The following is a 25,903-nucleotide window of genomic DNA, read 5'->3' on the forward strand; positions in this document are numbered from 1 at the left end:
GTATGCGCAAGCATATCCTTTTATCAGAGGTAAGTTCATGGCTTTATTCGATTTTTTAACTCAACCTGTCATTCGTAATGGACATCAAGGTTTTCAGACTGATGAGCAAAATAGTGTCTGTAACCATCTTAATGAGCTGCTTAATGCTCGCCGTGGGGTGTTAAAGCATTTGGCTGATTATGGTTTGCCCGATGTTGAAGATATTTACGAAGGTTTGCCTTATTCGCAACATACTTTGGCGTTTGAGGTTAAAAAATTGATTGAGAAATATGAGCCAAGAGTGCGTTATGCCAATGTTATTCCAATGGAAATACGTGAAGAAAATTGCGTGATCCGACTGGATATTCAAGCATTTCTAACCAGTGGCCAATGTATTAAGTTAAACACGCGGTTTGAATCAGGCGGTAAGGCTGATGTAATGCAGCACGCTAAAAATGGTGATTAATATTTCAATGAAAAGGATATTTTAATGCAGCAATATTTTGATGCTCAAATGCGTTTATTAACGCAGGCCGGTAAACAGTTTGCACAACATTATCCTGAGCATGCGGGCATGTTAAATATTGATGCCTTAAAAGATCGCGACCCGCATATCGAGCGTTTACTCGAAGGTATGGCGTATTTAACTGCGCACACACAAAAACGCTTGGATGAATCAGTACCAGAAGTGTCAGAGCAAGTGCTGCGTCAATTATGTCCTATTCTGCTTAGTTATTACCCTTCAAGTACGGTAGTTAAATTTAGCCCTAAGCTGGCAATGCAAAAGACCCACATGATTGAAAAGGGTCTCACATTAAAAGCAGATACCGCTGTTGTTGATCATAAAAATATTACTTTTACCACCACGCATAATCTAACAGTAGCACCATTCGATGTTGAGCATGTGCGCTATCAAGAATCACATTTAGGTGCAGAGCTGCGCATTGGTTTACGTTTTGTATGCCAAGGTGAGCGTAAAAATTATGACTTATCAAACTTGCAGTTTTATTTACGCGGCGATACCCCGTTATGTAGCTCTTTATTTAAGCTGCTGCAAACGGCAGAGAAACATGCTGAACTTGATTTTGGCCCTGCGCATTTTGAGCATAATAAAAAGCTTAAAGTAAAAGGTTGCAGTGCCAGTTATTTAAATATTGATGGGGCTCTTTTACCGAGTGCTGAGCAAAGCCATCCAGGCTATGCATTATTACTAGATTACTTTAATGCCAAAGATCGTTTTTACTTTTTAACTTTTACAGGTTTGCAAGACGTTGAGTTTGCAGATCATATAGACCGCTTTGAAATAGTTTTTCGTGGCTCAAGTAAATTACCACCCGGACACCAATTATCCCGTGAAAACCTACTGATAAACTGCGTGCCTGCAATTAATTTATTTTCCCAAGCGGCAGAGCCAATCAGAATCGAACCCAATCGTACCGACTATATGATCACAGCAGATCAAAATCGTACCGATCATATTTTCAGTTACACCGTCGATTCGGTAATGGGGCGCAACTCGCTCAGTGGTAAAACCTATGATTATACACCTCGTTATCAAAGTGTATTTGAAGATGAGAAAAAGCTATTTACCGTATTAACTAAAGATGTGGGTGCAGCTGCACCAACTCATTACTTACAGTTGCCTTTCAATTTAAATGATGAAAAAGAAACACTATCTGTTGATTTAACTGCTTTTAATGCAGGCTGGCCTCGGCAACTACTGCAAGAAGGTGATTTAAATATTGGCGGGCGCGATATGCCAAGTATTGCCGAGGTTGAGAATGTTATTAGGCCTACTAATTATTTACCGTGCCCAGATCAACCAAAACATTGGCAGCTGATCAGCTTACTTAATGTTAAGTTTTCCCAAATAACTCAAGTAACCGAGCTTAAACGTTTATTAGTGCTATTTGATTGGTCGCAAAAGGCTGAGAATCGCTTGCGTATTGAGAGCATTCAAAAAATAACGGCTACTCCGATCAGCCAAATAAAGCGTGGAATTTTTATTAAAGGCGTAGATGTATTAATTGATATCGATGAAAGTAAGTTTGTGTGCGATGCCGATCTTTATCATTTTTGTAATATGTTGCACCAATTCTTTTTAATGTACGCACCAATTAATGAAAGTGTGCAGACTCGCGTTAATGCTATTCCTAGCTATAAAACCTGGTGTTGGGATATTGAGCCGGGCAAGAGTTATCAATTATGAGTGTGCATGAACCAGCCATAAAGCATCCCGTTTGGGCTAAATTGCCCAAACCGATTGAGCAATTAATTGCTAAGCCTTGGCAGTTTAATTTATTTAAAGCGATGAGCTTAATTGAAAAGCATTGGGCAACGCCTCACGAACTTGACAAAGGCATTAGTGAGCGGGTGATGTTTAAGCCCTATAAAGAGCTTGGCTTTCCAGCAACTGATGTACGTGCGTGTAGCTTAGATAACCAAGGACGCGGGCGACTCAGTTTATCAACGTCATTCTTGGGTTTGTATGGTGTTGATGCGCCAATGCCGCATTACCTGTTAGAGCAAGCAGCAAGTGATGACGAAAGTGGTGACAGGGTTCGGCAATTTTTAGATATGTTTAATCATATTTTATATTGCCAACTTTTTCAGGCGTGGAAAAAGTCACAAATCAATGTTGCAGGACGTGGTGCAGATCAATTTGATCATTTAATAGAAGCCATTTTATCTACAAAAACAGATCAAAAAGTACAATGCGGCATTGCTAGCTTAAAACAAACCAGTGCAGCAGGCTTAACTCAATTACTGAAACATACACTTGCAGTGAAAGAGCTGCATGTTGACGATACCCGCGCTAATTGGCAAACAATTGATGCCCCAAGTACATTTGGTGATGATGCTCAGATGGTACTCGGTGGTTCTGCGGTATTAGGTAGCAAAGTATTAGTAAGTGGCAGTATTTTAACAATTGCCATCGGCCCTGTAGACAGTGAAACTGCCATTAGTTTGAACCCTTTGCATGAGCAAGGTAAAAAAATGGCGGCGTTATTAAGCACTCACTTACCAAATAATGTGCAGTGGTTATGCCAAATCAAAGTGGCTAACGAAGCTGTAGAGCAACAGGCAATCGGTGTGTCACCGTTAATACTTGGACACAACAGTTATTTAGGTAGTGCTGCGGCAAACACAACCGTACACAGCTATACCCATCTTCAATATCAACATTAGTAAGAAACCAGATTTAAGGACAAAACAATGGATGCAAAAGGCATTAAACAACTTATCGACAAGCTAAATGGCCATACCGCGACCGCGCTTGAGTCTGCTGCAGGGTTTGCTAGCAGTCGTAGTCATTTTGAAGTGCTGCCTGAACACTTACTAATTAAGTTGATGGAAGAGGGCAGTAGTGGCGATTTAGAACAAATATTTCACTTTTTTAATATTAATCAAGATGCGGTATGGCATGAGTTGCTTGACTTTTTAAATCGTCAACCTGCGGGTAACCAAAGTAAGCCGGTGTTTTCTCGTCGTTTATATGAATGGTTAGAACGCGCATGGTTGAGCGCTAATGTGCAGCATAAAAGTAATTGGATCAACGGTGCTGCATTGCTTGATGCACTCACGGAGCTATTACCTTATAGCCCTGTGCTTCAATTACCAGCGTTGCTAGATAAAATTGACTCACGCTTTTTAGCCGAAAACCTCGATAAAATTTGTCAAAACTCAAGCGAGCGTTTAAACCCACAGGCAAAAACAGCTCAGCAAACGCAAAATAATGGCCAAAGTGAAGGTGGCGGCGCGCTTGATGAATATTGTGAAGATTTAACCGAAAAAGCTAAGCAAGGAAAAATTGATCCTGTACTCGGGCGAAACGACGAGATACGCATGATGGTGGATGTGTTATGTCGTCGTCGTAAAAACAACCCGATTTTAGTGGGTGATCCGGGAGTCGGTAAAACCGCCGTAGTAGAAGGTTTTGCACAGCGTATTATTGATGGTCAAGTACCTGATGAATTAAAAGGTGTGCGTTTATTAGTCTTAGACATGGGCTTATTACAAGCTGGCGCAGGTGTTAAAGGCGAGTTTGAGCGCCGTTTAAAAACAGTAATTGACGAAGTTAAAAACTCAACCACGCCGATCATTATGTTTATTGATGAAGCACACACCTTAATTGGTGCGGGTGGCGATGCCGGTATGAGCGATGCGGCTAATTTATTAAAACCCGCTCTTGCCAGAGGTGAATTACGCACAGTGGCAGCAACCACCTGGAGTGAGTATAAAAAGTACTTTGAGCGTGATGCCGCATTAGAGCGTCGTTTTCAACTGATCAAAGTCGATGAGCCAACGGAGCAAGCTGCGCAACTTATGCTAGCGGGTTTAAAAGATAAATATCAGCAACATCATAATATCCAAATTACCGATGATGCCATTGAAGCGGCTGTTGTATTGTCAGCTCGTTATATCACAGGTCGTCAGTTACCAGATAAAGCAATTGACGTACTTGATACAGCAGCAGCTCGCGTCAGAATGTCGTTTGCAACTGATCCAGCTGCAATTGAATCTGAGCGAGAGCATATAAATTATTTACAAACTCGGATTGCCAGTATTGCCAGTGAAAGCGAGCAAGGTTTAGCTGTCGATATGGATAAGTTATTGTACTTACAGCAAGAGTTAAATACTGCACAAGCTAAACTTGCTGCATTAACCAGTGCCCGCGAGTCACAAATTGCTACTTTAAGCCAGATCAACGAATTTAAACAAGCAACCAATGCAAGCGAACAAGACAGTGCTGCACTACTTAGCTTGCGCCAAACTTTAAAAGAGCAAAACAGTCAAGATAATGGCTTATTTAGCGAAGTAGACGCTGATGCAGTGGCACAAATAATTTCTCAGTGGACCGGTGTACCTGTTGGTGCCATGGTTAAAGATCAGATCAGTAACCTCATTAATTTAGAAACGGCAATTGGTCAAGAAGTGATCGGGCAGCAAGCGGGTATGGCAAAAATTGCGCAAGCATTACGTGTCAGCAAAGCGGGGATCAGTAATGAACAAGGACCGTTAGGGGTCTTTTTACTTGCCGGACCCTCCGGTGTTGGTAAAACTGAAACAGCCCGCTGTTTAGCTAAGCAATTGTTTGGTGGCGAGAAGTTCTTAACCACTATCAATATGAGTGAATATCAAGAGTCGCATACAGTATCGCAGCTTAAAGGTTCACCTCCTGGTTATGTAGGTTACGGTGAAGGCGGTGTATTAACTGAGGCGGTAAGACAGCGCCCATACTCAGTAATTTTGCTTGATGAAGTAGAAAAAGCGCATAAAGATGTGCTTAACATGTTTTATCAAGTATTTGAACGCGGCAATATGCGTGATGGTGAAGGCCGTGAAATTGACTTCAAAAACACCGTGATCATCATGACGTCTAACTTAGGTTCAGCAGAGCTAATTGATGCATGCACACCACCAACAGTGATCGATTTGAGTCCAGAGCAAGACGATGATGTAGAACAACCGACTGAGCAGCAGCAAGCCATTAATGACGCACTCAATCCAACGGATGCACCGATTAATGAAGATGGTAGCCCATGGCAAGTGCCGTCAATTGGTGCGTTAAGTGAATTAATTAAGCCACAGTTACTACAATTCTTCGCACCAGCTTTACTTGCACGCATGCAAGTAGTGCCTTATTTAGCGCTTGATCAAGATGCACTGCAAGCAATTGTTAGTTTAAAACTAGAAGCGATTGCTAAGCGTCTTGCTACAAATCATAAAATGCAACTGCGTGTTGATGCAAGTGTATTGAGTAAGTTAACTCAGCAATGCCAGCTTTCAGACAGCGGTGCTCGGATGGTAAATGCAGTGATTGAACGACAAATTTTACCGGGAATTGCTAAATCTATTTTGGAATATATGGCGCAAGAAGATATGCCAGATATTTTAACGTTAACGGTTGATGAGCAAGACGAAATCACCGCAATATTTGCCGATAACGCCTAATTTAATAGATAAAAAAGGATTGAAAATGGGACTCATGGACATCTTTAGTGAACATAAAGCGAATACCAGTCATTTTAGCGTAAGTATACAAGGCTTACCTGATGGCATGGTGCAGGTAACTGACTTCACATCAATTAATGATAGCTTATGTGAAGACTATGAATTTAATATTCAAGTATTGAGTCAGGAACATTTAACTGCGCAAACGTTGCTAGGTAAAGATGCCAGTTTGAGTTTGGTGTGGTCTATGACAGATCGGACTATCTCAGGTTTACTAAGTCGTTTTGTAGCCCATGGTAAAAGTCACCAAGGTTATCATTACACGTTAGTGTTGAGTTCTTATTTAACTTTACTTAAGCATCAACATTCCAATCGTGTTTTTACGGCGATGGATCCCGCTGCCATTATTAAAAGTGTGTTTAATAAAGCGGGCTTCCCAATGCAAAAATTTAGCATGCAAGCCAGCGGCCCTAGCCTAGATATGACAGTGCAATATAACGAAACTGATTATGAATTTGTTACGCGTTTAATGCGTAAACATGGCTTTGTTTATAGTTTTGTTGAGCAAACTGACGCGGATTGCACTTTTAAAGTATGCAATAGCAGCAAAGATATTGCGGCTCTGTTTGATGAAGTAAACTTAAGTTATGTGCCACCATCTGGGCAAGTACGTACTAGCGAAACAATCTTCGCAATTAGTCGCCAAGCCCAACTTCAGCCGCAAAGTATTGCGTTAAACGATTATAACTACCGCGCACCAGGTAATTTACAGGTATCGGCGCAAAATAGCGCTTCGCAACCAGGATTTGGTGAAGACAGTCATTATGGTAATAACTATGCAACTTCTGGCGAGGGCAATACGCTTGCTAAAACGCGTCAGCAAGCGTTTGATTGTCAACGAGAGCAATTGATTATCGACAGTGATTGCAGGGCGCTTAGACCAGGAATGATTTTAACTATTTATGATCATCCAGATCATAATGGCCAATATTTGGTTGTGCGTGTTGATCATAAGGGTAGCCAGCAAGCAGGTGTGGAATATGGCGCTAACGTAAAAGGCTTAACTTATAAAAATCAGGCGTACTTGGTCCCATCGGATCAACAGTTTAAAGCACAGTTACTTCCAGAAAGACGTGTATTTGCAACTTTTAACGCACTAGTAGAGCAAGAAATTGATGATGATGGTAATTACGTAGTAAAACTGCCATTTAATCAAGATGGTGAAGGCCAACAAAGCCGCCCAACACGCTTAATGCAACCTTATGGTGGCAGTGGTCATGGCATGCACTTTCCGCTTACACAAGGTACTGAGGTATTAGTTTGTGGCGAAAATGGTGATTTAGACAGACCCATTATTTTAGGTGCGTTATACAACCAAAATGCACCTAACCCAGTTACCAGCCAAAATCCGACCGAGAATAAGCTCGTTACTAAAGCTGGCCACAGTTTAATAATGGATGATAAAAAAGGCGAAGAAAAAATTAGCCTTGCTAATAAAAATAATAAAAACCAACTATTACTCGATGCCACCAATGGCGCCCATCAAGCAACGCTTAAGTCTGTAGATGGCGATGTAAAAATATCAGCGAAAGAAAATCTGCAATTTGTTGCTGAAAACGACGCCACCTTTACGGTTGCCAATGACTTTACTACGCGGGTAGAGAATAACTTGCAAATGCAAACCCGCGAAGGGGATATCACAGTAACATCGGCGGCAGATTTAACCCTCAAAGCCACCTCAAACACACGTATTGAAGCAACCGATGGCAGCTTAGAGCTTAAAGCGGATCAAGAGCTTAAATTACAAGGTGAACAAGATGTTAGCGCATATTCGGTTGACGGCAATTTAGAACTGCAAGCCCCCAATGGCGATATAGAAATTAGTAGTGGCGCAAATATTACCATTAAAGCGGATGGTCAAGGATCACTGCAATTGAGTCAAGGCGGTGCGAGTATTGAAATTGATGCCGGTGGTAACTTAACCATTGATGCGACAAGTATTACTTTATCGGCCAGTAATATCGCCGTGAAAGGCAGTGCAATTAGTAATAACTAGTTGAAAAGGAGTTTATTATGAGCGCTCAGATCCAAAGTATATTCAATCACGATCAACATTTAGCGTGTGTGAGTCGTGTCGACAGTTTTGGCCGTGTAAAAGCGGTATTAATTAATAATGTTGAACATCAAGTTATTGCGCAAGGCGCACATGTCAGCATCGCAGAAGTAGGGGCTAATGTATTACTTGTACATAGCGCACAAGGCTTTATTGTAACGGCGCTCTTAGCGCAAGCGGATCAAGCACCTGCCGCGCAAATTAATAATTCGCAAGGGCATATCGTTATTGAAGCCCAGCAAAGTGTTAGCCTACAAACGGCCAAGGGTAGTGTTGAGGTATATGCAGACGGCACTATCGTGCTTGAAGGGCAAGATATTACAGCAAACAGCGAGCAAGACCTTACCTTGGCTGGCTGGCCAATTAGGCTTAATTAGCACTATGTTCGCACCTGTATATAAAGTAAAACTTCATAATCAGCGCCTCACCACCTTGTTAAAGCACCGGCAAAAGCTGTTGCAGCAAGGGGCGTTTTCGTTGGCACGTTTTAGCGTGAACGACACGCAAATGCTCAATCATTTATATACCCTAAGTGAGTTGGCAGGCGAAGCGCCAACGGATTATTTTTCAGCGCAAAACTTAACCCAAGTAAGCGAGTTAACATGGCAGGCTTTGTGTGAACTTGCGCAGCAAAATAGCGAACATAGTGAAGTATATCGTTTAATAGCGGCTGATTTATTCATTACTGCTATTGATGACTTTACTGCCTACTTTCATAGCTTAAGAGGCAGTGAGCAATTAGCGCAGTGTGAATTACTTCAACATAATTTAAAGCATTGGCAGCTTAACGATTTAAAAGCGCTACGCACCAGTGTACTTGAGGGTAAAGAAAAACCCCAAAACGTGGTTAAAACCTTATTATTTTCACAACCTCTTACAACCAGTGAATTACTCGCAGCGGTATTACACAAAGATTTTGAGATTGCCTTTGCTGCGTTAGTAAATAGTTATTGTGCAGGGCATGACGATGTAAGCGATAAGCTATTTAAAGTGTTTGCAAAAACCGCAGATGAACAGCAAAAAGCACAATTACTCGCTTTAGCGGGTTTACTTAATGACACGCGTTGGTACGAACCCTGTGCATTATTTTGCAAAGCAAATCCAGAGCACTGCTCGTTTGTATTAAGTCATTTTGTTTATAAACAAGCGCTGCCATTGGTAATGGATTTAATGACCATCGCAGTAACACAACCAAGTGCTTATGCAGCGTGGCTCACATTAACAGATAGGCCGCTTGCCAAAGCTGAAAAAATGTCAGTCGTCAGTGATAACAATGCAGTAAAACCGCAAAGCGGCATTAACCTTGATGATGCCGAGCACGTAAGGCAAGCGTTTGCAATGCAAGCAGGTGAGCAACTTTTAATGGGCATTAGTTTTACCAAAGCCAATAGCGCACAAAAACTCGCTAAATTAGCAGGCTCTTTAGTACAACGTGTTATTGCCCCACATTTTGATTTAACAAGTGCATGTGGTTTATTTCATGTCCAGCAAAGTGCATCGCAGTGGCAATTACTGTTAAGTGAAAAAGTGGAGAACGTTCATGCTTCATAATCTTTCTCCTTGGCAAGCCAGCACGTTTAGCGGCTGGTTAGAAGACAGTACTGAAGGTCAAGTAGTGGTGGTTAAACAAAGCTTTGAGTTTGATGAGCAAGGCAACGTTACAGCCATTGAACCCGGACCTGAGATTGTTATTGCTGATGATTACCAAGGCGATCCTAACAGCTCACCGATTTGTGAAGTAAACGAGCAGGTGGCTTTTAAGTATGGCTTTGAAGTATATGGTAATTGCACTGCTTATCCGCCAAAAGGAAAAGACGCGCGCGTTATTGAGGTTGAGCTGGGCCTTGATTCGCCTTCGCAACCTTTGTTTAAAAAGCGTTTACGTGTAACCGGAGCGCGTTATTGGCGACGCTCGTTGCTTGGACCAGTCGCTACAGATCCAGATATTATTACCCCAGTGGCAGTCAATTATATGCAGGCTTTTGGTGGCAAAGAGCTAAATAACGAGAGCAACACGTTCTTAGAAAACCCAATCGGCCGTGGTTTTAAACTTAAAAATAAGCACGCGGTTGGCCAGCAGTTACCCAGTGTTGAATACGCTAACTCATTACTTAGAAAACCTAGCCACAGCACACCGGTCGCAAGCTTTTCGGCCATACCAAGCCATTGGTCGCCACGAGTTGAACGCTTACCAGAAATAGACGAAACAGCACTTATGGCGGGAGACTACCCGTTTAAAACAATACAGCCAAAAGATTTATACAACACAGCGCCCATTGATCAGCAAGTTGCAGCCGAGTTTGGCAAAGGCTGGGCGTTTCAGTTAACAGGGCTTTATCCATTACAACAATACGGACAACAACAACGTATAGAACTGCCGTACCAAAAACCTATTGTGGAAGTGGTAAATACACTAGCCCGCGAGCGGCTAACCATGCGCTGCGACACCTTAGTAATTGATTCCGACGCCCAGTGCTTTTCTCTGCTTTGGCGCGGTCACATTAGTCTTGAAAAAGTAGGCGCAAATAGTCAAATACTCGTTGCCTCAGAACAAAATAGCGGTAAAGAAAATTAATATGAAACAACTTACTTTTGACAGTCTTTATCATATTAATGCTGCCGGCTGTACATCAAGCAGCTTGTATACTGCAGTGGCTAATAAAATGCTTTTTTCTAAACCAAGTAAAGCATTAATTCGATGTGATATTAGTTTAGATGCGCCGTATATTTTTGTTGAAATAGACGAACTTGTGCAACTCGATAGAGTCACGCGCTGTTTATTAATGCTCTCGCACCTACTTGAGCAAGTTGATATAGCCACGTTAAGGCAAACAAACCGCATTAGCCAAATTGTATTTTTACTGCCCGTTGATGAAATTAAACAGCCACTGATAAGCGATGAAACACTCGCTGAGCTACTCCAAGAGTGTATTGCAGAACAAATACCCGCCTATTCACAGATGCCAACATGTGACTTAACTACCATAAACAACGATACCTTAGTAATCGCTGTGGATTCATGTAATAGCTATCAATATGTGAGTGAACAAGCTAAACGCTGCACCGTGCAAGTATTAAACGGCCCACCGGGCGTTATATATGGCGAAGGTGGATATGCACTGTTAATACACCCGCAAGGCAAGCTTACCGCGCAATTATATGACGGCCAAATGACGGCTCAATTAGCACAGGCCAATTGCACCAGCCAAGACCGTTATTTATTTGCGGGCGAACAATCACTTACTTGGCAAAAAAAATGGTTTGCTTACACACAAAAATTGTACAAAAAAGGCCAGCCGCTCATTGAGTGTGCAGAGTTAGCAACGACGATAGGCCATCAAGGTAATGCAAACTCATTAGCGGCACTTACACTAGCACAAAGCTATTTATGCAACCCGCTTACGCGCTCACTTGAGCAGGTATTTGCTATTTTTAATGCACCTAATGAGCAGCTAGTCAAAATTTCAAGGAGTGAAAAATAATGCCTTATATTAACGCCGCAGCAGGCAAACAAACAGGCAGCGTACAATATGATATTGATGCGCTGAGCGCTGATGTGCGCACCGGTGGCTCAGTAACATGGCGACATAACAACTCAACATTGCTAGGGCTTAACAATAGCGCCCGCAGTAATGGTGCGCTAGGTAAAGCTAACGGTATCGCTATTTTTGAAGATAAAGCCAGTGGTGACGCCGCCTTTTTAGCTGAGATAGCCAGGCCAAAATACCGCGAGAAAACCCTCGGTGAAATGGTGAGTATTTTTATACCCGATTACATTATTCCACCGCCACAATGGGATAGCCAAAAAAACGAACCAAGGCTGCCATGGAACGAACCGCAAACCAATATGGATGTAAATAAACCCGTTAGTAACGCGCAAGCATTCTTAGATTTAGTATCAACGCATTTAGGTTGGCAAGCCGGTAACCAAGAGCAGCTTATTAAAGATACAGCTTCACAAGCACCACAAGTACAAGCTGTATCGGGGCAAAATGTGCTGATAAATGGTCGCACCGCTGTACATCAAGATAGTGGCGGTAAACTTATGACGGTGGATGTCTGCTTAACCACAATTGGGACTAGCGTTGTACCAATTCCATACGCAAATAAAGCGCAATCAAGTGACGTTACAGATGTTGCCAGCTCAGTAAAAGTCAATGGCAATGGCGCCGCTAATATAAATAGCACTTTTTCACAAAGCTCAGGTGACTCCCCTGGTGATAAAAAAGGCGTCGCGAGTAAGAAAAACGACGGTGAAGCAGAGTTTATCATGGGCTCGTTTAATGTATTAATTGAAGGTAAACCCGCTGTACGCCAAGGTGACCCGATGATCTCTAATTCTAAAAACACCCCACCTGCGCCACTTATGCAATCCGGCGGCCCCGCACCAAGGGGATTGAGTGTGCAAGTGAGGGATAGTTTGAGTGATGTAGAAACAACACATGGAGCGAGTATTTTAGTCAAAGGTGTTGATAGTAACGATGCATCGCTTGGTGCAATAAAAGCGACTCAAGGTGCAAGTGAGCAAAAAGTGCCAATCGCAGATAAGCAAAATATCAGTGGCAAAAACGCGTCAATTAATTTTACAGCAGGTGCTTAATATGGGATTAATTAAATTAGATTCGGAGATAAAGGGTGAATGTGGGAGTTCATATATACCTTTCGGCTATACACAACCTTATACTTTAGATAATCCGCCAAGTGATGACAATAAAGCGCAATTTATTTCGGTAAAACCAACCGTTTTTACCGAGGCGTCCCTTGATAAAAACAAAGCTAAACCTGCGCAATTTCAAGTGTTAGGAGAAGACGAACGACCTGTTAGTAACTTAAACGGCTTTTACTATATATTCGTTAATGGTTATTTATGGCGTGAAATTGCAGCTGTTGACAATGGTTGTTTATCTGAAGTTGATTTGGCAACTGAATTTGGCAAAAACGAGCGTTCATATTCGGGTTTAGTTACCCAAACAATCTTGCTGCCTAAGAAAACAAATGGTTTAAACTGTGAGCCAGGTTCACTTAGTGACCCCACGGTACAAGTTGCTTTTTCCATCGCCCAATGGTCATGGCAGTATATTGTGAGCCTCGGCGGACTGTACAAAGATGATCCAAGACAAAAAAGTGCTAACGCCACTTCACCTACACATGTTGAAGACCAGGGATTAGCTGATTCATTACGAAACGCTCGCTGTCAACAAATTGATTTAGCAGTAGCAGAGCGTGAAGGGCAAATTACAATACATGACCCAGGTGGCATAGCGCTTTCTCTGTTAAATAAGTGCCAAATGATTTTTTTACAGCTACAGCTTGAGAATAAAAAGCTAACAGATAAGAAACATTATGATTCAGGTGTGTTGGCTTATCAAGCGATGCTAAATGATGATTTGCATGAAAAAGTGATGCGCGATCATTATATATTCCCACATCGAACTTCGATGACTCCTATAAAAACCAAAAAAGAGGGATATGCAGACTTAAGTTCTGGTGCAAAGTTTTTACGTAGTGGAGCAAAGCATCTAGACAAAGAATATCTAGAGCAATACTTGTCAAATGACAAATTAGAGAAATATTTAAAGGAGTTACCAATAGCACAAAAAGAGTTTGTTGATTTTTTACAAGACTTAAATAACGACTCATCTTTAACTTCTAAGCAAAGTGATTATATTGGTTTAGCTCCAGTAATGAATGATTGGGTAGCCCTTGAAAATGTAGATTATTTATTTGGCTTTAATTTTATTACTAATGTATTAAATATGTTGAGTATCGACGATGTTTCAACTGGTGTATTTAGACCTTGGAAAGAAAAGTTACCTGCTGAAAACGAGCGTAAAAAAAATATAAATAAAGCCACAAGCGCAATAGAAAGCTTTTTAAAAGCAACGTTTGAGCAAGGCAATTGGTTATCTGACTGCTTTATGATCCCAGAAGGGCACTTCGATATAAACCAGCCTGGGAGTGTTGTATTAAACAAGTTGCCGGAAGAAAAAAATAATGGCGAAGCTAAATTTAGATTTGAAGAGTTTAAGCGCATTCATAAAAAGTTGATCGAAGAAAAGCAAGAGCAAGACAGCTTATTAGCTAATAAAGGTTTAAAAGAGTTTTTTGGTAAAGCAAAAGATGCGGTGGGGTATTTAACCGGTGCGTGGGGGCGTGTTGCAAGTCAATATCAAAACGGCGTTTTAAAACCACATACTGTAAAAATCAGAAATTTGATGGTCTCATATAACAAAGCGCTTGGAATTAGTGACTTTGCAGATATTCATGTTAAACAAGCAGGCGCTGTATTAGGTGATAACCCATCAGTAATAGGCATAACCAATTATAAGCGCACGCAAAACAATAGGCAGCAAAGGCGTGCAATGTTACGTGAAAGCGTGAAAAATCCGCCGCCAAATGCTGTAACGATTTATGATAGTAAAGAAAATGTAATCGCCTCTGAAGACCCGAAAGCATTTGGCAGTAACAAAGGCTATTTTAACCCAAAAAATTGGACAGATTATCACGATTTAATCGGTAGATATGATTCGATCGAAGGTGAATTAGTAGTAGTACCCAAAACGCATCGGTATGCAAGCGCGTATGATAACCCTGACTTTAAGCTAGGTGCCGTTGATACTGTTAAGCTAAAAGGTGTGAGAGTTTTAGAACACAACTTGCCGATGGTGATGTTAACGTTTGAAATATTTAATGCTAACGAGATGATTAAAAAGTTTAAGGCAGGGGACAAAGTAGATGCTAAGCTGGTCGTCGAATCGATAAATATTGTCTACAGCTTAGCAACACTATCAGTTGAAGCTGCTTCTTTAAAAGCAAGTTATGTGTCTAAATTTGCTAAAAGCCGAGTAAGTGCTTTTGGCCTAAAAACAACTGTATCAAGAATTTTAGCTGGTGTCGGATTGGCCATTTCAACTATTTTAGTTATTTTTGATGTTTATAAATCAATACAAAAAAATGATATGGATGCTGCTTTTTTTCATATTTTAAGTGGTGTAGTGGCTATTGCTGGATTTTATTATCTTGGTGTCGCTTTGTTTACTACACCTTTGGGCTGGGCGATTATTGTTATAGGTTTGCTTATTGCGATAATTGCTATTTTGGTAACGGATAACGAATTAGAAACGTGGACTAAAAATGGCCCCTTTGCGAAAGATGAAGATGACCGTTGTACTGGTAGTTATCAAAAATGGCACACTCAACCAAAAGAGTGTTATGCCGCATTAGTAGGCACATTAATGAGCCCAAATATCACGTTAGAAGTTAAAAAACTAACTAGTACCCATTGCCAATTAACCATTGATATAGACACACCAAATTTTGCCTTAGGGCAATCAGAGGTGTTCGTTCAAGTTTATCAAATTGAAGATGAGGGAGTTTTGCATTTTGAAAATGAGTTTCGTCACGATCATAATAATTGGCAAATAATCCAAAATGAGAAAACTGAATCAGGAGCTATAACCGGGTTTAAATATACTATTCCAATATTATCAATGTGGCCGAAACATTTTGAAGTTGATTGGCAAGTAAAAGTACAGTATCGCTTAGATAAGAATACTACTTTACCTTATGTTGATATAGATGAGCGTAATGAATGGGATAAAGGTGAGCAACCAGATAAAGCATGGATAATTAAGGAAATAGAATATGCTTGAGCAGTATGCAGAGACCGCTTACAGAGGTAAGCAAGATGCAAAATTTAGAGATGAAATAGCGACTGATGAGCGTGACTCTATGTATTGCCGTTATCAAAGTAAGCAAGCAATATACCCAAGAGGAAATGTTTTTGGACACTGTTTTGACAGTTCTCAAAACTCCGATTATAAATATAATTTATCAGGTAAAGCTGAACATTATAGAAATGTTCTTGGCAGTGATCCGCATATTTTAAGTCTATCTACATTAGGAAAAAAAGTAATTGACGTACTATTATTTTTTTGGTTTTGTGCGCATTTAACTCTTCTACTTTTTATATTTTGTTTACCTCTTTTTTTATTTCTATTTGGAGATCCAGAAGAGGCAAAAGATGTATTAATTGTACTTTTATTTATATGGGGAGGATCTAAATTATTTAACTTAACTATCTGGAAGTTAATAAGAAAAATAGTTATGCATTCAAGAATGAATTTTGAGAGAACTACGGGCCTTGTCTGGCTATCTCAAAATGACAGTACCGAAGTAATTAATAAACTTCCATTTGAAGAGTTTAATGCTCACTATAAAGTCCAGAACAACCCTCAAAGCGGCTTTCCATTTAGGGGATTTACACTATTACATTTTAAAAAAGACGTTTTTTATGCGTGGACAGGTGCTAATTTAATTAGCTCTGCATTTGTACATTGGGAATTATTACAAAATTTTATGGATGTTACTCAACCCTTAGCAGATATTCCACAATTTGAATATTACCGTGAGTTTGATAAAACTACCGCTGAATTTGATAAAGCGAATGGCCGCCCTAAGTATTTTTGGTATCGTGTTGATAAATCATTTTTAAAGCAAATGAATCAAGCTGATGATGAGCTTCTAAAAGATTTTAATGATGAAGAGCAGCTTGATAACCTTTTGATGGGTAAACCTATTAAAAAGCTAACACCGCCGGATATATTTAAGTTTCCATGGAAATACGCAGATAACATAAAAGCCGAGTGTGACATTAAGTTCGGTAAAACGTTGTGGCAAAAATTCACTTCATTTTTGATGGTAGATCTATAGTTAAATAACATAATAAAATTAAAGGAATTTAACCCAAGCAGTAAATAACTGCTTGGGTAGGCAAAAGGATATTCATGTCAATTTCATATAGATTTGCAAAACTAAATGCAAGAGTGATAGAAAATTCGCAGAACTTTAAACACTATATTTCCTCAAAAAAGTATGAGTATAGTTCACCTAAAGGGTTAATGATTGTCCGATTTTTATTAGAAAAAGAGGATAATAAAAAAGTACAGCCTCAAAGCTTGGATAATGAAGGCCGCTACTTGGGTTTTCATAATGCGGGGGATTGGACGCTAGGGTTAACATTAGGGCCTATTCTTTTAGGAGTAACAGGGAGTATCGTGGTTGCTTGCATTTTTCTTATATGTCTCTACACCCAATTTACTGCTACCCCGGAACCATTACCCGTTTGGTTTATTGTATTTGTTGTTTGCTGGGATCTATTCTTTTTAAACTTCATAACCGCCCTGAAAAGTACTGGCGTTTAATGAGCTACAAGCAAATGAAGCAAATAGAAGAAAAGCTCGATAATGATATTTACCGCTTTAACTTTGATGGCGCCATCACCAACCCAAAACGCTGGGCAAATAAAGAAATCACCAACCCCTGGGAAAAGTGGCCGATAGACGAAAGTTTAAACAAACCAGACAACACCCCATACTGGAAACGCCTAGCTAAAACGTTGGCATTTCAATTAATAGCCGGTGTTTAAAAGTTACTGCTCTTTAACAATCAGAAAAGGAATTCAAACCTAGGCGGTGTATGCTGCCTAGGTTTATTAAAGCAAAGGAACCTGATGCAAAAAAATAATTACCTTGGTGTTGGAATAATGCCAAAGAAAACGAAGTTTAATCGTTTTTTTGAAGCGTACCGAATAATAAATGAAGGAAGCGAATTTAGAGGATTATGCTTTTTCCGACGTTGGCTAAATCAAGATAGGCGCATTTACGCGAATAAAAAAGAGCAATATAAAATAGCGCCTTGTGGCAATAACCCTATAAAAGCCATATTATTTGGTCCAATGGCTATTGGTGCTGTATTAAGCTTTCTTACATTAATTAGTATCTTATCACTTCCATTTTATGATGAAGGTGAAAATTTTCAGTGGTGGATACCACTTGTTACCTTTTGCTGGAACTTATTCTTCTTAAATTTACTACCAATAACGGCTAGATATATACCTGATAAGATGATGTACCTTGACAGGCAAAACCAAACGGTCGGGTTTACTTTTGATATACCAGGTTGTGAACAACGAGATGACTTAGGTAACAGTTGCTTTAAATGGGAAGAGATTGTTTGCAGGTTAACCTCGAAAATGGGCGCGCCGGGTGTGATGAATTACTTTCCAGAAATTAGTCATATAGACCAAGAGAAGTACCCTAAAACAACTGTTACCGGTTCAGTTGTAGAGCTTTCAGCTAACCCTGTCCATTGTTATTTATTATGGGAGTGTTATGTGCGCTTTATGGATTTAAGTAAGCCATTGCCCGATGTGCCTGTATATGAACGACACCGCCATTTAGACCCCATTACAGCTGAATTTGATAAGAGGAATAATCGGCCTGATGAGTTTTGGTCCTCATTTTCGTTTTCGCAGCAATTAGAAATTGAAGAGGAAATTCTGAGTGAAGCATTTCCTTTCGATTGGCTTAAAGGTAGAGAGCAGGAAGAAATAATCAAACCTTGGCAGCATTGGAAAGCAGAGCCTGAGCGCATAGAGCAATTAACGTGGAAATATAAAGCTAAGCACCTTGCGCTTCAGCTTTTTATCGGCTTTCCGTGAAACGGCTTAAGTTTCAGGGTCCATGATACGTTAACAATCAGAAAAGGAATTCAAACGAGGCACTTTAAAGTGCCAAGGTTGATTAAAAAATAAGGATATTAAATGCAAAATAATGACTACCTAGCCGTTGATATCATGGGTAAAAAAACGCGATTTAATCGCTTTTTTTACCCAGAAAGATTAAATAGCCTCAAGAAAAAATTTAAAGGCTTATGCTATTTATATGATTTATATACAAAAAAGCAAAAAGTAATTCAAAAACACCCAGAGCGATATAAAATAGAAATGTGTGGAAATAATTCCGCTAGGGTTATTTTATTTGGTCCCATAATAATCGGATTTACTTTGAGTTTAATCTTGTTGATCTGTTGCTTTGTGGCCACCTATTCCAATGAGCCATTTCAATGGTGGATACCTATACTCACTTTTTCTTGGAACTTGTTTTTTCTTAACTTATTACCAATAACAGATAGTTACATCCCTAAAAAGCAAATATATTTTGACAGAAAAAAACAGTTAGTCGGCTTTACCTATAAGATACCCGGTTGTGAAGAGCGTGATGAGCTGGGTAATTGCTGTTTTAAATGGGCTGATATTGTATGCCACCTTGATATAGTGGCAACACGCCCGGGCGTAATGGGGTTTGTGCCTTATATTAGTCATGTTGATGAGGATAAATACCCCGCCACTAAAATTGTTGTTCAAGTGCCTGATAACTCAAATAACCCGATGAACTGCTATTTATATTGGGAACGAGTAGTGCGGTTTATGGATAACAACCAACCACTGCCTGATGTGCCTGAGTATGAAAACTGCCGCCACCTTGATGAACTCACAGCTGAATTTGATAAGCAAAATGACAGACCCAATAATTTTTGGAGCGATTTTTCGCTTGCTCAACAAGTCGAAATTTGGCAGAAATTTAATAAAGAGGCTGCGCATTTTAATTGGCTCAGAGCGACACCGAACGAAGAAATAACCAAACCTTGGCTGCATTTTAAAGGTGAGCCTGAGCGTATCGAAAAACTAACATGGAAATACAAAGCAAAGCGCTTAGCACTGCAGTTGTTTATGGGAATACCTTAAAAGATGATTTTATGTATAGCATGCGACTAGGATTCTGATAAAAATTAAAAATGGAATTCAAACCTAGGCGGTATATGCTGCCTAGGTTTATTAAAGCAAAGGAACCTGATGCAAAAAAATAATTACCTTGGTGTTGGAATAATGCCAAAGAAAACGAGGTTTAATCGTTTTTTTGAATATCGTAGTATAAAAAATATATATCACGAATTTAAAGGCCTGTGTTTTTTATATGATTGGCTTGATACGAACAAGTTATATGAAAATCAGCGCGAAAAATACAAGCTTGTCCCTTGTGGTAATAACCCTATAAAAGCCATATTATTCGGTCCAATGGCTATAGGGGCTGTATTAAGCTTATTGTTACTAATAGCCTGTGTTGTCGCAACGTATTCTGAAGAGCCATTTCCTTGGTGGCTGGTAGTCCTTACCTTTTGCTGGAACTTATTCTTCTTAAATTTACTACCAATAACTGCTAGGTATATACCTGATAGGGTGATGTATCTTGATAGGCAAAACCAAACAGTCGGGTTTACTTTTGATATACCAGGTTGTGAACAACGAGATGACTTAGGTAACTGTTGCTTTAACTGGGAAGAGATTGTTTGCAGGCTAACCTCGAAAATGGGCGCGCCGGGTGTAATGAATTACTTTCCAGAAATTAGCCATATAGACCAAGAGAAGTACCCTAAAACAATAGTAACTGGTTCAGTTGTAGAGCTTTCAGCTAACCCTGTCCATTGTTATTTATTATGGGAGTGTTATGTGCGCTTTATGGATTTAAGTAAGCCATTGCCCGATGTGCCTGTATATGAACAGCACCGCCATTTAGATCCAATTACGGCAGAGTTTGATAAAAAAAATAATCGTCCTTCAGGCTTTTGGGTAGACTTTTCAATTGAACAGCAAATTGAAATTAGGGACGAAATTTTAGTAGATGCTTTTCCATTTGATTGGCTAAAAGGTAAAGTAAATGACGAAATAACGAAACCTTGGCAGCATTGGAAAGCAGAGACTGAGCGCATGGAGCAATTAACGTGGAAATATAAAGTAAAGCGTTTACTGGTTCAACTTTTTATCGGCTTTCCGTGAAACGGCTTAAGTTTCAGGGTCCTTGATACGTTAACAATCAGAAAAGGAATTCAAACCTAGGCGGTATATGCTGCCTAGGTTTACTGCCACGTTGATTGCTAATACGGAAATATATACAGCTGGTTTGATATACTTAGATACGGCTTTTTTACTACCCCACTGGGGTGGGCAATAATCGCAGTCGGCTTGCTCATTGCAATTATTGCTATATTAGTCACCGATAATGAGTTAGAAACATGGACTAAAAATGGCCCCTTTGCTAAAGATATTGATGACCGCTGCAATGGTAGTTATAAAAAATGACACACTCAACCAAAAGAGTGTTATGCCGCTTTGGTAGGCACATTAATGAGCCCAAGTGTCACATTAGGTGTAAATAAACTCACCGATACCCATTGCCAATTGACTATTGATATAGACACACCAAATTTTGCATTAGGTCAATCAGAGGTATTCGTTCAAGTTTACCAAATTGAAGATGAGGGAGTTTTGCATTTTGAAAATGAGTTTCGTCACGATCATAATAATTGGCAAATAATCCAAAAGGAGAACACTGAATCAGGAGCTATAACCGGGTTTAAATATACTATTCCGATATTATCAATGTGGCCGAAACATTTTGAAGTTGATTGGAAAGTAAAAGTGCAGTACCGCCTAGATAAAAATGTGACCTTGCCCTATGTGGATATCGATGAGCGTAATGACTGGGATAAAGGTGAACAACCAGATAAAGCATGGATAATTAAGGAAATAGTATATGCTTGAGCAATATGCTGACACAGCTTACAGAGGTAAGCAAGATGCAAAATTTAGAGATGAAATAGCGACTGATGAGCGTGGCTCTATGTATTGCCGTTATCAAAGTAAGCAGGCAATATACCCAAGAGGTAAAGTGTTTGGACATTGCTTTGATAGTTTTCAAACCTTATTTTACAAGGATAATTTAAATGGAAGTGCCGAAGATTGCAGAGCACTTTTCAAAATAGATAAAAAGTTAAAACTGGCCCTGAGTACTATTCCTGCTAACTTCACTGATTTCATTATTTCTTCTTGGGTTATACTGCACTTTATTAATTTGTTGTTTGTTATTTTTATCCCTTCAGTGGCATTTGCTTTAGGTGCAACCAGTGTCGCTCTTGATTTTTTATTGGTTCTAGTGGTTATTTGGATTATCTCAAAAGTAATGAGTTTGATAGTGCTACCATTTTTTCGTTCCAAATATAATTTTACCGTCAATTTTAATCGCTTAAATGGAACAGTTGAAGTTCCGAGTTCAAATGCGAAAGATTTTGAAGTTGCACCATTTGAAGAATTCAATGCCCATTATAAAGTACAGAATAATCCTAAAAGTGGTTATCCTTATCGTGGCTTTTCGTTGTTACACTATAAATATAGTATGAGATATGAGATAACGTTCGCAAATCGAATTACTCCAGCACTAATTCATTGGGAATTATTAAAAAATTTTATGGATGTTACTCAGCCCTTAGCTGATATTCCGCAATTTGAATATTATCGAGAGTTTGATAAAACCACCGCTGAATTCGATAAGGCCAATGGTCGACCAAAATATTTTTGGTATCGTGTTGATAAGTCTTTTTTAAAAGAAATGTCTAAAGCACATGACGAGGTTTTAAAAGAGTTTAATGACGAAGAGCAACTCGATAACCTTTTAATGGGTAAACCAATCAAAAAACTTAATCCACCTGAAATCTTCAAGCTCCCTTGGAAATACGCAGAGAATATAAAACCTGAAAGTGAAATTAAATTTGGTAAAACGCTTTGGCAAAAGTTTTACTTGTTTTTAATAGTTGATTTGTAAGCCGTGGAAGTAAACATTAAAAAACTACAGCTTTCTACTTTCCATAAAAACACAGAATATCAAATCGGTTAACTGACCATAACTCTTTAACAATCAGAAAAGGAATTCAAACCTAGGCGGTATATGCTGCCTAGGTTTACCGTCACGTTGCTGGCTAATATGGCGACATAATAAACTGTTAAGAAGACAGCCCCTTTAAATATAAGCGTTTTTGGTGATGAAGTAGAATAAAAATAAACCATGCGCGAGGTAAACTCCCGCCAACAGGCGATATAATACAGCTGTTTAAATTTGCGTAGGCGGGGCTTTACGCCGCGCAAATTGAAGAATAAAAATTGAAGAATAAAAACGATACTCACTCTGAATAGTTAAGATGGGTGTCATCTTAATTTCGTTTCCTCAAAAAAGTATGAGTATAGTTCACCTAAAGGGTTAATTATTGTCCGATTTTATTGAATAATAAAATTTAAATAACTACCTCAAATGTTTGATTAAACTGCTTTAAAGCGGCTTCAACGCGGGTGATGCCTAAGTCAAACTCAGCCCGGGTTGCTGGGCCGCCTAGGGTGAGGCGAACACCATTTGGATTATCTACTTTTAGGGCTGGAACTTCTGGGATAAAGGAATCTAGCGTCCTTACAATTACCTTATGCGCTTTTAATACGCTGCAAAACTCAAACATATTCTGCGACTGGGATAAGCGAATATATACATTTAAACTGGCAAACTGAGCATCTATCTCATAAGTTTGAAGCAGCTTTTTTATTTGTTCAATACGATAGCGTATCTCATCTGCTAGCTTAGTTTGATTATAAGTAAATTCGTTACTCTTAATGGCGCGCATTATTAACTCAAAATTCATTGAGGAAACCGCCCAACACTCACTATGAATTTGTTTTAAAATTGGTTGCTCCCAAAGTCGTGGAGGTAATAAGTAACCGGCTCGTAGTCCGCCTGCAAAATATTTTGAAAAGCTTGAAATATAAAAAACCCGATCCGGTGCTTGTTGCCACAATGGTAATCGCCAATACTCTGGCAAACAGTAATTTACGTCATCTTCAATAATGAAAAAATTATATCGGCGACTCAGCGCCAGTAGGGCATTTAAATTGTTACTGCTATAGCAAATATTGGTTGGATTTTGACAGTTTGGCGTGATGTAAACCGCTTTGATTGTACGCGACTTACACAATGCTTCAATTTGCGCAAGATCAATCCCGTCGCTATGCACGTTTACTTGTGCTAATGAAAGTTTAAGCGAATGACACGCATGGTAAAAACCGGGGTAACACATTGACTCTGCAATGACAGTATCGCCACTTTCACACAAGGTTGCTAACGTAGTGAATATTCCTTGCTGAGCACCTTGGGTAAATATCAACGGATGGTTTAAGCAATCAAAGCCCTTATCCGCTAGCCATTGTTTGAAAAAATATTGATGTGAGGTAAGTCCATTGAGTTTATAAATCATCACATCTGTTAATGCACTTTGATCCTTTGACAGCGATTGCAGGGCGTTGGTCATAACATGTTGTTGCCCCATCATCGGTTGCATGCTTGAAGCAAAGTCTGTGTCGCCCTCAAAATGTCTTAACTCAATAACTTTACTTACAAAGGTACCAGCCCCTAGTTTTGCAGTAACCAACCCTCGTTGCTCAAGTAAAGCATATGCACGAGTTACCGTACCATGTGTAACACTTAGGCTGTCAGCGAGTAGTCGTTGGGCTGGTAATTTTTGCTCAAAACCCAGCATTTTGTTGTCGATAGCATGCTCAATCAAAGCGGCTAATGCGCGATATTTTGGCTGTGTTTTGCACAAACTACTAAATAGAGTGTGATCCGGTTTGTAAATTGTATTCATAACAATAAAAATATTGATGATTTTACATAAGTATGACAATTAATAGTTATTAAACAACTACAATATTGTATCAATACAATTAATTATTATGAATACAGCTACTGTTTTTGAGCTTGCTCCGGCTCTCATTTTATTTTGTTTTGCGGCGTCAATTACGCCTGGGCCTAATAATATTTTGCTTACTCACTCAGGCACACATTTTGGCGTGATCAAAACCCTACCGCACTTATTGGGTATTCGAGTAGGCATGACGATAATGCATTTGGCAATGCTACTAGGATTAGGGAAATTGTTTTTAATACAGCCAAAGCTGCATTTTTTTCTACAGCTTTGTGCCAGTGGTTATATTTTATATTTGGCATACAAGATAGCTAGTAGCTCTCAATTAAAAGGTGATAATGCTCAAGCAAGGCCTTTAAATTTTTTTCAAGGCATGCTTTTTCAGTTGATCAATCCTAAGTCATATGCAGTGTTAATGACACTTTGTACTGCACTGACTTTACCGGGAGGTGCCTATTGGCCTTCTGCAATTTTGGGCGTGATTATTTTTAACCTTGTCGCGGCTTGCTCAGGCTTGTTTTGGGTAAATTTTGGCAAATACATGCGCCAATTTCTAAATAAGCCAAATACCTTTAAACGTTTTAATTGGGTTATGTCACTGTTTCTTGCGGCATCAATTCCTTTAGTTTTTCTTTCCAATGCAAGCATTCAGTAGGGAAATAAAATGAAATTTACTCACCAATTGTCACCACAACAATTTACCCAAGCGTTTGAGTTTTTATCTGAGCGAAGTTATTGGAATCAAGGCATTAGTCGCGAACGGTTAGAAAAAGCGTTCGCACACTCGCTGTGCTTTGCATTAATTGAAAATAAACAGCTATTGGCATTTGCACGAGTGGTGACTGACCAAGCCACTTTTGCAAACTTACTGGATGTATTTGTGTTAGAGCCATTTAGAGGTCAAGGGCTGGGTAAAAAGCTGATGGATCATGTAATGAGTCACCCTGAATTGCAATCATTACGCCGTTTTACACTGGCAACAAAAGACGCTCATTCACTTTATCAACAATTTGGTTTTCAAAGCCAAGCAAACCCCTATCTCGCGATGGAAAAGTGTTTAGTTGGCGGGTACTCAACATTATTACAGCGGCAAAATTAAGTATGGATTGAACGCTTTAATGCGTGCAGTTAAATACTTTTATTATTTTGCAGCTGAACTATTTATTCTCTATTTATAGCCGTTTTATTAAAAATGTGAGCACTTTAGAGAGTATCAATAAATAATACGGCCTATAAAAATAGGCCATATTATTATACCAATCGACTTAAATATTTAACCATTCTGGCGGGCTAAATAAAACGCTAACTGCGTTAATCATTTTTTATGTAGAGCAACAACATGTCAAAATTTCTGCCTTGTTATCACTGTATTTATCTGTCGTTATAAATGGTCAGCAACTTAACACTATTGGTATTATTGAGTTTTTTAGAGTCAGT

General features: G+C 39.4%; 22 protein-coding genes. 21 read left to right on the top strand and 1 reads right to left on the bottom strand.

Translation table 11 applies throughout. From position 1 onward, the window contains the following. Positions 1-37: 37 nt before the first annotated feature. From tssE to H5163_RS00435, 19 genes are all read left to right on the top strand, one after another. Entirely contained in the window at positions 38-445 is a 408-nt protein-coding gene (tssE, locus tag H5163_RS00345) for a type VI secretion system baseplate subunit TssE (RefSeq protein WP_145242485.1), read from the top strand. A gap of 24 nt (positions 446-469) precedes the next feature. Then, a complete protein-coding gene (gene tssF, locus H5163_RS00350) occupies positions 470-2,188 on the top strand; it encodes a type VI secretion system baseplate subunit TssF (protein WP_145242483.1) in 1,719 nt (572 codons plus the stop codon). Then, entirely contained in the window at positions 2,185-3,168 is a 984-nt protein-coding gene (gene tssG / locus H5163_RS00355; RefSeq protein WP_220491355.1) for a type VI secretion system baseplate subunit TssG, read from the top strand. Before tssF ends, tssG begins: the two co-directional genes overlap by 4 nt. Positions 3,169-3,195: 27 nt before the next feature. Then, on the top strand, positions 3,196-5,934 hold the full coding sequence (tssH, locus tag H5163_RS00360) for a type VI secretion system ATPase TssH (protein ID WP_182733906.1): 2,739 nt from the start codon (positions 3,196-3,198) through the stop codon (positions 5,932-5,934). Between the two features lie 34 nt (positions 5,935-5,968). Beyond that, positions 5,969-7,990, top strand: a complete 2,022-nt coding sequence (locus tag H5163_RS00365; protein WP_182719407.1) for a type VI secretion system Vgr family protein — start codon at positions 5,969-5,971, stop codon at positions 7,988-7,990. A gap of 17 nt (positions 7,991-8,007) precedes the next feature. Next, complete coding sequence (locus tag H5163_RS00370) at positions 8,008-8,424, top strand: hypothetical protein (protein ID WP_182719402.1); 417 nt, start codon at positions 8,008-8,010, stop codon at positions 8,422-8,424. Between the two features lie 4 nt (positions 8,425-8,428). Further along, positions 8,429-9,598 carry a hypothetical protein gene (locus tag H5163_RS00375; RefSeq protein ID WP_182734201.1) on the top strand — a complete coding sequence of 390 codons (1,170 nt, stop codon included), beginning with the start codon at positions 8,429-8,431 and terminating at the stop codon, positions 9,596-9,598. Next, entirely contained in the window at positions 9,588-10,622 is a 1,035-nt protein-coding gene (locus H5163_RS00380) for a DUF2169 domain-containing protein (protein WP_182733908.1), read from the top strand. Before H5163_RS00375 ends, H5163_RS00380 begins: the two co-directional genes overlap by 11 nt. 1 nt (position 10,623) lies before the next feature. Further along, positions 10,624-11,529 (top strand): hypothetical protein, encoded by a 906-nt coding sequence (locus tag H5163_RS00385; RefSeq protein WP_182733910.1) that lies wholly within the window; start codon positions 10,624-10,626, stop codon positions 11,527-11,529. Continuing rightward, positions 11,529-12,647: a DUF4150 domain-containing protein gene (locus tag H5163_RS00390; protein ID WP_259399770.1), complete on the top strand. Its 1,119-nt coding sequence runs from the start codon at positions 11,529-11,531 to the stop codon at positions 12,645-12,647. Before H5163_RS00385 ends, H5163_RS00390 begins: the two co-directional genes overlap by 1 nt. A 1-nt stretch (position 12,648) precedes the next feature. After that, positions 12,649-15,699: a hypothetical protein gene (locus H5163_RS00395; protein WP_182733911.1), complete on the top strand. Its 3,051-nt coding sequence runs from the start codon at positions 12,649-12,651 to the stop codon at positions 15,697-15,699. Further along, a complete protein-coding gene (locus H5163_RS00400) occupies positions 15,692-16,759 on the top strand; it encodes a hypothetical protein (protein WP_182733913.1) in 1,068 nt (355 codons plus the stop codon). The genes H5163_RS00395 and H5163_RS00400 overlap by 8 nt, the downstream gene beginning before the upstream one ends. A gap of 74 nt (positions 16,760-16,833) precedes the next feature. After that, the gene (locus H5163_RS00405; RefSeq protein WP_182733914.1) at positions 16,834-17,250 is read left to right on the top strand and encodes a hypothetical protein; all 417 of its coding nucleotides are present in this window, start codon (positions 16,834-16,836) and stop codon (positions 17,248-17,250) included. Then, entirely contained in the window at positions 17,250-17,474 is a 225-nt protein-coding gene (locus H5163_RS00410; protein ID WP_182733916.1) for a hypothetical protein, read from the top strand. Before H5163_RS00405 ends, H5163_RS00410 begins: the two co-directional genes overlap by 1 nt. Positions 17,475-17,558: 84 nt before the next feature. Continuing rightward, positions 17,559-18,548 (top strand): hypothetical protein, encoded by a 990-nt coding sequence (locus tag H5163_RS00415; protein ID WP_182733917.1) that lies wholly within the window; start codon positions 17,559-17,561, stop codon positions 18,546-18,548. Between the two features lie 102 nt (positions 18,549-18,650). Then, a complete protein-coding gene (locus H5163_RS00420) occupies positions 18,651-19,634 on the top strand; it encodes a hypothetical protein (protein ID WP_182733919.1) in 984 nt (327 codons plus the stop codon). Between the two features lie 108 nt (positions 19,635-19,742). Further along, the gene (locus tag H5163_RS00425) at positions 19,743-20,723 is read left to right on the top strand and encodes a hypothetical protein (RefSeq protein ID WP_182733920.1); all 981 of its coding nucleotides are present in this window, start codon (positions 19,743-19,745) and stop codon (positions 20,721-20,723) included. 348 nt (positions 20,724-21,071) lie between these two features. After that, the gene (locus H5163_RS00430) at positions 21,072-21,488 is read left to right on the top strand and encodes a hypothetical protein (RefSeq protein WP_182733922.1); all 417 of its coding nucleotides are present in this window, start codon (positions 21,072-21,074) and stop codon (positions 21,486-21,488) included. Beyond that, positions 21,481-22,545, top strand: a complete 1,065-nt coding sequence (locus tag H5163_RS00435) for a hypothetical protein (protein WP_182733924.1) — start codon at positions 21,481-21,483, stop codon at positions 22,543-22,545. The genes H5163_RS00430 and H5163_RS00435 overlap by 8 nt, the downstream gene beginning before the upstream one ends. A 466-nt stretch (positions 22,546-23,011) precedes the next feature. Here H5163_RS00435 and H5163_RS00440 read toward each other — a convergent pair whose 3' ends face one another. After that, positions 23,012-24,406: a PLP-dependent aminotransferase family protein gene (locus tag H5163_RS00440; RefSeq protein WP_182733926.1), complete on the bottom strand. Its 1,395-nt coding sequence runs from the start codon at positions 24,404-24,406 to the stop codon at positions 23,012-23,014. Between the two features lie 88 nt (positions 24,407-24,494). Here H5163_RS00440 and H5163_RS00445 point away from each other — a divergent pair, with 88 nt between their 5' ends. Both H5163_RS00445 and H5163_RS00450 read left to right on the top strand, forming a co-directional pair. Then, positions 24,495-25,121, top strand: a complete 627-nt coding sequence (locus H5163_RS00445; protein ID WP_182733928.1) for a LysE family translocator — start codon at positions 24,495-24,497, stop codon at positions 25,119-25,121. Positions 25,122-25,130: 9 nt separating this feature from the next. Next, on the top strand, positions 25,131-25,565 hold the full coding sequence (locus H5163_RS00450; protein ID WP_182733929.1) for a GNAT family N-acetyltransferase: 435 nt from the start codon (positions 25,131-25,133) through the stop codon (positions 25,563-25,565). Positions 25,566-25,903: the final 338 nt, after the last annotated feature.

The sequence above is a fragment of the Pseudoalteromonas sp. SG44-8 genome (assembly GCF_014164125.1).
Lineage (GTDB): Bacteria > Pseudomonadota > Gammaproteobacteria > Enterobacterales > Alteromonadaceae > Pseudoalteromonas > Pseudoalteromonas rhizosphaerae.